Origin of the sequence: Saccharopolyspora sp. (assembly GCF_017434145.1) — a bacterium.
GTDB lineage: Bacteria > Actinomycetota > Actinomycetes > Mycobacteriales > Pseudonocardiaceae > Saccharopolyspora_C > Saccharopolyspora_C galaxeae.
Map to the genome: position 1 here is coordinate 1 of NZ_JAFRFW010000053.1, position 5,667 is coordinate 5,667.

7 protein-coding genes are annotated in these 5,667 nt (G+C 71.0%); 1 reads left to right on the plus strand and 6 read right to left on the minus strand.

Annotated elements, in window-relative coordinates; all coding sequences use genetic code 11:
* Positions 1-516: FAD-dependent oxidoreductase (locus IJH84_RS01370; RefSeq protein WP_295139298.1), on the minus strand; the 516-nt coding region annotated here is incomplete at its 3' end.
* A gap of 104 nt (positions 517-620) precedes the next feature.
* Positions 621-1,103, minus strand: coding sequence for a TetR/AcrR family transcriptional regulator (locus tag IJH84_RS01375; protein ID WP_367268933.1), 483 nt, complete (start codon positions 1,101-1,103; stop codon positions 621-623).
* Positions 1,104-1,179: 76 nt separating this feature from the next.
* On the opposite strand from IJH84_RS01375, the gene IJH84_RS01380 reads away from it, so the two are divergent.
* Entirely contained in the window at positions 1,180-2,838 is a 1,659-nt protein-coding gene (locus tag IJH84_RS01380) for an FAD-binding oxidoreductase (protein ID WP_295139301.1), read from the plus strand.
* Here the strand turns inward: IJH84_RS01380 and IJH84_RS29195 are convergent.
* The 4 genes from IJH84_RS29195 to IJH84_RS01400 all read right to left on the minus strand — a co-directional run bounded on the left by IJH84_RS29195 (position 2,724) and on the right by IJH84_RS01400 (position 5,572).
* Positions 2,724-3,188: a DUF397 domain-containing protein gene (locus tag IJH84_RS29195; protein ID WP_367268934.1), complete on the minus strand. Its 465-nt coding sequence runs from the start codon at positions 3,186-3,188 to the stop codon at positions 2,724-2,726. The two genes, IJH84_RS01380 and IJH84_RS29195, sit on opposite strands and share 115 nt — an antisense overlap.
* A 120-nt stretch (positions 3,189-3,308) precedes the next feature.
* A complete protein-coding gene (locus IJH84_RS01390) occupies positions 3,309-4,340 on the minus strand; it encodes an NADP-dependent oxidoreductase (RefSeq protein WP_200069063.1) in 1,032 nt (343 codons plus the stop codon).
* A 192-nt stretch (positions 4,341-4,532) separates the two neighbouring features.
* Positions 4,533-4,925: a hypothetical protein gene (locus tag IJH84_RS01395; protein ID WP_295139305.1), complete on the minus strand. Its 393-nt coding sequence runs from the start codon at positions 4,923-4,925 to the stop codon at positions 4,533-4,535.
* Entirely contained in the window at positions 4,922-5,572 is a 651-nt protein-coding gene (locus IJH84_RS01400) for a hypothetical protein (protein WP_295139307.1), read from the minus strand. The genes IJH84_RS01395 and IJH84_RS01400 overlap by 4 nt, the downstream gene beginning before the upstream one ends.
* Positions 5,573-5,667 lie beyond the last annotated feature (95 nt).

A 5,667-nucleotide genomic window follows, 5' to 3' on the forward strand; every position in this document is an offset into this window, starting at 1 on the left:
CAGCCCGGGCACCAGTGCGCTCGCCTGCACCGCCGGAACGTGCCGTGGCGCGGGCAGTACCGCGGACGGCGTGCGTGCGCTGCGCCGCAGAGCATCACCCGCCCGCAGGCCCGCATTGAGGATCACCTCGGATTTCCGGGAGAGTTCGTCGTGCAGCGGGATCAGCTGCGGCAGCGTGCGCACCAGGTGCGGCGCCGTGCGGGTCATGAGCACGTTGCGCTCGACCGCGCTTTCCCGCGCCAGCGGCACGTCACCGCGCGCCAGGTACCGCAGTCCACCGTGGACGAGCTTGCTCGACCAGCGGGACGTCCCCCAGGCGAGGTCTTCGGCCTCGATCAGCGCGACCCGCAGCCCGCGGGCGGCGGCGTCCAGCGCGGTGCCTGCGCCGGTCACCCCACCGCCGACCACGAGCAGGTCCAGCACCTCGTCCGCGGCGGCGGACAGTTCGGCGCTGCGCCTGCCCGCGTTCAGCGAGGTGGCGCGAAGCGATCCGGCGGGCAGCGGTGTGGCGGTCATGCGGACTCCGAACAGGTGCGGGTGAGGTTCGGCCGCAACGCGGCGTCGAGGACGTCGGCGAGTTCCGCGGCCAGCGCCCCGGGATCGGTCCCGTCGGCGGCGACCTACGCGGAGATCACGAAGGACTGCACGAGCAGCAGCAGCGCCCGCGTCTGCACCGCGGGATCGGATCGGCGCACCGAACCGTCCCGGTGGCCTTCGGTGACGTAACCGAGCAGGAAGGCTTCGGCCGCGCGCTGGGTGCTGCCGAGCCGTTCCACCAGGTACGGCAGCAGCAGCTCGGCGTCGGTGTCGAGCACGCGCCGCAGCAGCGGGGAGGCTTGCAACTGCCGCACCGCCTCGACGGCCGTGGTCACCAGGCGCTCGCGGGCGGTCCCGGTGCCCTCGTCGTACTGGGCGCCGCGCAGGATCGCGCAGAACTCCTCGGTCATGAGCGCGTTGACCACGCTGGTCACATCCGGGAACCGGCGGTACAGCGTCATCCGGCTGATTCCGGCGCGGCGGGCGATGCCGGTGAGGGTCGTGCGCCGCACGCCGTGCGCGAGCACGCAATCCCGCGCCGCGCGCAGGATCTCGGCATCTTCCACGCGGGTGCTCCGGGGTGGTGTGCCCGACCAACCCGAGGCGCTGTGACATTGCGCCGTCATATGTAACACTGTACTGGTGAGCGAGTTGATCGACCACACCTTGCGCAGCGGTTGGACCCCTTCGGGGGCCGGTGCGGCACCGCTGCCCGCGCACGCGCTGCGGTGGCTGTCCGCCAGGCTCGGGCTCAGCGGCGAGACGACGCCCGCGCTGCCCGCCTCGCTGCTGGACATCCCGGACGGTGCACTGCCGGAGAGCGCCCGGGCCGAGCTGGCCGACCTGGTAGGTGAGCGCTACGTGCACACCGACGGCAGCGCCCGCCTCGGCCGGGCGGGCGGGCTCTCCTACAGCGACCTGATGCGACGGCGCGACGGCACCGGTTTCGCGGTCCCGGACGCCGTGGTGCTACCCGCCGATCCCGAGCAGGTGCAGCGGCTGCTGGAGATCTGCGTGCGCCACGACGTGGCGGTGGTGCCCTTCGGCGGCGGCACCTCCGTGGTCGGCGGTGTTTCCGCGCTGCGCGGCGGGAAAACCGCCGTCATCGCGTTGGACCTGGCCCGGCTGGACCGGCTGGTGTCGGTCGACCCGGTCTCGCGGGTGGCGGTGCTGCAGGCCGGGGTGCGCGCGCCGGAAGCGGAGTCCTTGCTGGCCGCGCACGGGTTCACGCTCGGGCACTTCCCGCAGTCGTTCGAGCGCGCCACCATCGGCGGCTTCGCGGCGACCCGCTCGGCCGGGCAGGCGTCGTCGGGCTACGGCCGGTTCGCCGACCTGGTGGAAGGCGTGCGGGTGGCGACTCCGGCCGGGGAGTGGCGGCTGGGCACCGCGCCCAACTCGGCGGCAGGCCCGGATCTGCGCCAGTTCGCCATCGGCGGGGAAGGCGCGTTCGGTGTGCTCACCGAGGTGGCGTTGCGGGTGCGCCCGAAGCCTTCCGAAACCCGCTACGAGGCACTGGTGCTGGACGGCTGGCAGGCGGGTGCCGGTGCGGTGCGGGCGTTGGCCCAGCAGCGGGTGCTCGCCGACGTGACCCGTCTGTCCGATGTTGACGAGACCGCGGTGCAGCTGGAACTGTCCGGCGCGGCGAAGGCGCGTGCGCTGCGAACGTTGTTGCGCGGCAGGGGGATCAGCGAACCGTGCATGTTGGTGCTCGGCTGGGAGGCGGCCACCGGGGCCGAGCTCAAGCAGCGCCGCGCGGCGACTTTTCGCGCATTGCGCGGATTCCGCACGTTCAAGCTGGGTGCGCGTGGCGGCGAGTCCTGGCGCGCCAACAGGTTCGCGGCTCCGCGGCAGCGGGATGCGTTGCTGGACGTCGGCGTGTGCGTGGAGACCTTGGAGACCGCCACGCACTGGTCCCGGCTGGCCGAGCTGCGCTCGGCGGTGCGCGCGGCGCTGATCGGGGCGTTGGACGGCGACGGCCGGACGCCCATCGTGATGTGCCACCTCTCGCACGCCTACGAAACGGGAGCTTCGCTGTACTTCACGGTGCTCGCGGCGCGGGATTCCGACGACCCGATCGGCCAGTGGCAGCGCGCGAAGAAGGCCGCCACCGACGCCATCGCCGAACGCCCGCCCGGCGGCGAAATCGGCCGCGGCACGCTGACCCACCACCACGCCGTGGGCGCGGATCACCTGCCGTGGCTGGAATCCGAGATCGGTCCGGTCGGCACGGCGGTGCTGGGCGCGGCGAAGCGGGCGGTGGACCCGACCGGCATCCTGAACCCCGGCAAGCTGGTGGACTGACCGGAGCCGTCGAACCTGCCGCGCTTCAACGCCGCGAGGACCGCGCACCACTGCGGTTTCGGCACGCTCAGCTGCCCGGCGGAACGGTTCTTGGTGTCCCGGATCGCCGCCGTGTCCGCGAAACCGCCGACTTCCACGCAGCCGCTGTTCGCTCCGGATCGACTGGATTTGTGCCAGCCGCTCATGATCGATTCCCCCCTCCGGTTCCCGCGCGGGAGCGCTCGAGGTGACCGGAGTCGGGGCCGAGCCGCGCCGGCGCGCTGGAACCGCGAGTCATCGTATCCGCGGCGAAGATCGGAAATGGCGGAATCGGGGAATCGGCTCGGAGCATCGCGAGTTCCCGCGAGCATCCGCAAGCGATTGGACCGAGCGGCCGCCGGACCGCTCGAAAAGCAGTCGCCGACGAGCGAACGAACCGCCTGCCCCGTTGCAGCGGCGGGCGGTCCGTTCGCTGGAGATCCGGTCGGCGGTCAGACCGTGACGAGCATCTTTCCGGTGTTCTCACCGCGCAGCAGGCCCAGGAAAGCCTCGGGCGCGTTGCGCAGGCCCTCCACCACGGTCTCGGTGTAGTGGATCCGGCCATCGCGCACCAGCGGTGCGACGTGGTCGACGAACTGGTCCTTCAGGTTCGCGTGGTCGATCACGATGAAGCCCTGGATGTGCAGGCGCTTCTTCACGATCTGGAACATGTTCCGCGGGCCCGGCTCCGGCTTGGCGTTGTTGTACTGCGAGATCGCGCCGCAGGCGGCGACCCGGCCGAAGTCGTTGAGGTTGTCCATGGCGGCTTCGAGGTGGTCCCCGCCGACGTTGTCGAAGTACACCTCGAGCCCGTCCGGCGCTGCCTGGGCCAGCTGTTCGGCGACCGGCGCGTCCTTGTAGTTGAACGCGGCGTCGAAGCCGAGGTCCTCGGTGACGTGCCGGACCTTCTCCGCGGAGCCGGCGCTGCCGATCACCTTGGCCGCACCGCTCAGCTTGGCCAGCTGCCCGGCCAGCGAGCCGACCGCGCCCGCGGCGCCGGAGACGAACACGGTGTCGCCCTCCTGGAAGCGGGCGACGTCGAACAGGCCGGCGTAGGCGGTCATGCCCGGCATTCCCAGCACACCCAGGTAGGCGTTCAGCGGCGCGGCATCCGGGTCCACGGCGGTCGCGTGGTCGGCGCTGAGGGTGGCGTACTCGCGCCAGCCGAGCGCGTGCAGCACGTGCTGGCCGACCTGGAACTTCGGCGAGTTCGACGCGATGATCTCGCCGACCGCGCCGCCGTCGAGCGGCTTGCCGAGCTGGAACGGTGCGACGTAGGAGCGCACGTCGTTCATCCGACCGCGCATCGCCGGGTCGACGCTCATGACCTTGTTGCGCACCAGGATCTCGCCGTCACCGGGAGCGGCCACCGGGGCCTCGGCGATCTCGAAGTTCTCCTGGGTCGGCCAGCCCTGCGGGCGGGCGGCGAGCCGGATCTCCACGCCGAGGTCGGGAAGTGCCTGGGTCGTCACACTGACCTCCATATACGGAACTTATCGGTACCGAAAATGTCACGCCGAGGACGGGTCTCCGCACTGGATGGATCTCCGTCCCGGATCCGACCGGCTGCCCCGGCGCGACGACGGCCTCTCGACGAGACAACGCCGTGCGGCCGCCGCTCCATTCCACCTGACGGATCACCGCAGGGCAGAACCGGCCGCGGTGCCCGACCCGGGCTACTCTTCCCGCTTGCCGCGGCGCAGCGTGGGAGTCCAGCGGGACTTCTCCAGCGAGCGGCGCAGACCGAGGTAGGCGGATTGCATCAGCGCGATCAGGTCGGCGGCGCGGCCCGGCTGCGCCCGGTGGTCCGGCTGCGGCATCGGGGTCACCCGCATCCAGCGCTCGTCCCACAGCGCTTCCATCGCGTGGTTCCAGCGCAGCTCGGCGCCCTCGACCACGTCGTCGCGCTGCTGCTCGGCCTCGGCGATCCGCTCGTCCGCCGACGCGACCTCCTTGGCCAGCCGGGACGCCTTCTCCCGCTCGTGCTCGCGCATCTTCTCCGCGGCGCCGGTGGCGGCGGCGATGATCTCCTTGTAGCGGGACGAAGCCGGGACCTGCGGATCGGTCACTGCACGTCCTCCTGCGAAAGCGCGGCGGAGAGGTCGAACGGGAGCACCACTTCCGGCTGCGAGTGGACCGAGCGGTCGAAGAACAACCCGCGCCGCTCCCGTGGTGACCAGTTCACCAGCTGCCCGGCGGCGAAGCTGGACAGCTCCTGGCCGTGCACGTCGAACGCGATCCACGCGCCGATCTCGTCGACCGGGCCCATCAGCGTGTTCTTCAGCCGTTGCGGGCTGCGCCACCAGCCGAGCACGTGCATCCGTTGCTCCGGGCCCTGCTTGAGCAGCTTGCGCAGCCGGTCCAAGCCGCTGGTCAGCGTCGCCGGGTCCTTGCGCTCCAGCAGCGAGTGCGCCGCGTCCACGCCGTAGATCAGCACGTAGTGCGGGGTGTGGTCGGAGTCCTCCGCGCCGGAAGCGCGCTTGTCCAGCTCCGCGGCCAGGTCCTCGACGGTCTTGTCGACGTCGCCGAAACCGTAGGACTGCACCGCGTGCCCGTCCCCGAGCAGCGCCTGCACCAGCTGCCGCACGTCCGGCTCGACCTCCTCCACCAGACCCAGCGCGGTGAACCGGGCACTGCCCGGCTCGTGCTGGCGGGCCAGCGACAGCGCCGCCGCGCCCAGCACGCTGGTGGCGTCCATGAAATCGTTAAGATTCACATTGATTATGAAGACAGCAAGATTGTTTGACGAGAGCAAGGATGCTATAGGTTTACAAAAGATATACAATATTCTTGAACAGAGTCTATATAGAG